General features: G+C 67.0%; 1 protein-coding gene. It reads left to right on the forward strand.

Features of this window, described 5'->3' with window-relative positions; translation table 11 throughout:
* Positions 1–115 precede the first annotated feature (115 nt).
* Positions 116–1,750, forward strand: a complete 1,635-nt coding sequence (locus ACGFIS_RS37475) for an IS1634 family transposase (protein ID WP_392974016.1) — start codon at positions 116–118, stop codon at positions 1,748–1,750.
* Positions 1,751–1,769: the final 19 nt, after the last annotated feature.

A 1,769-nucleotide genomic window follows, 5' to 3' on the forward strand; every position in this document is an offset into this window, starting at 1 on the left:
CCTGACTTGGCTCACTCGCTTGGATGTCGTCAGACCTTGAGCCTGTTGACCTGTGGATACGTGTTCGGGTGAGTGTGGTTTCACGCACTAAGCGGGGTGCTCGTAGGGTCGCGGGGTGGCGTTCATCCGGCGGGTTCGTACGGCTTCGGGAGCGACGGCGGTGCAGATCGCCGAGTACACCGGTGGACGGCAGCGGATCCTCAAGCACGTCGGCTCGGCACACACCGAGGCCGAGCTCGGGGTGCTGCTCGAGCGTGCCCGTGGCCTGCTGGTCGATCCGGGGCAGGTGATGCTGGACCTGGACGTCGAGCCGGCGGTGCCGGTGGCCGGTTTGGCGCAGCCGGCGGGCGAGGCTGCGCTCTTCGAGAACCTGGGGAACGAGCCTGCCCGTGCTCGTGACGGGGCCGGACGGGTTGTGGCGACCGGGTCGCGTGTGCTGTTCGAATCGCTGGCGGGCGTCTACGCCGGCCTCGGGTTCGACGCGCTGGGCGATGAGGTGTTCCGCGACCTGGTGATCGCCCGCATCGTCGAGCCGACCTCCCTGCTGGACACCGGTCGGGTGCTGACCGACCTGGGCGTCGCGCCGGCGAGTTACGCGACGATGAAACGCACCCTGAGCAAGGTCAAGACGGCCGAGTACCGCGACCGGATCGCGACCGCCTGCTTCGCCCATGCCGCCAGGGCCGGTGACGTGAGTTTGTGTCTCTACGACGTCACCACCCTGTATTTCGAGGCCGAGAGCGAGGACGGCCTGCGCAAGGTCGGCTACTCCAAGGAACGTCGCGTCGATCCCCAGATCGTGGTCGGGCTGCTGGTCGACCGGTGCGGGTTCCCCCTGGAGATCGGCTGTTTCGAGGGAGACCAGGCCGAGACGACCACGATCGTGCCGATCATCGAGCAGTTCGCCCGACGCCACGGCCTGGCACACATGGTGGTCGTCGCCGATGCGGGGATGCTGTCGGCCAAGAACCTGACCGCACTGGACGAGGCCGCACTGAAGTTCATCGTCGGCTCGCGGACCACCAAGGCGCCCATCGACCTGGCCTCCCACTTCCGCTGGCACGGCGACGCCTTCACCGACGGGCAGGTCGTCGACACCATCACCCCCAAGAACTCCCGGATCGTTGAGAACGACGTCGCCAAGAAGGCCGAACCGGTCTGGAACCCCCAGGAGCACACCGCGTCGTGGCGGGCGGTGTGGGCCTACTCCGCCAAACGCGCCGCGCGGGACAACAAGACGCTGACCATCCAGGAGAACCGTGCCCGTGAGGTCATCTCGGGTGAGAAGAAGGCCAAGACCACCAGGTTCGTCAAGACCAGCGGGGACAAGCGAGTCCTCGACCAAACCTCACTGGCCCGTGCCCGCAGACTGGTCGGGCTGAAGGGATATGTCACCAACATCCCCGCCACCTGCATGGACGCGGCCGAGGTGATCGCGTCCTACCACGACCTGTGGCACGTCGAGCAGTCCTTCCGGATGAGCAAGACCGACCTGAGGGCACGGCCAATGTTCCACCACACCCGCGACGCGATCGAAGCCCACCTCACTATCGTCTTCACCGCCCTGGCCGTCAGCCGCGAGGCCCAGAACCGCACCGGGCTCGCGATCCGCAACCTCGTACGCCAGCTACGGCCACTGCGCAGCGCGACCATCGCGGTCAACGGCACCCAGCAGACCTTCCCGCCCGCCGTCACCACCCGCCAACGCAAGATCCTCGACGCCCTGAACACCCCACGCGCCACGCACTAACCAATTGAGCCAACTCAGG

The sequence above is a fragment of the Spirillospora sp. NPDC048824 genome, from assembly GCF_043198455.1.
GTDB lineage: Bacteria > Actinomycetota > Actinomycetes > Streptosporangiales > Streptosporangiaceae > Spirillospora.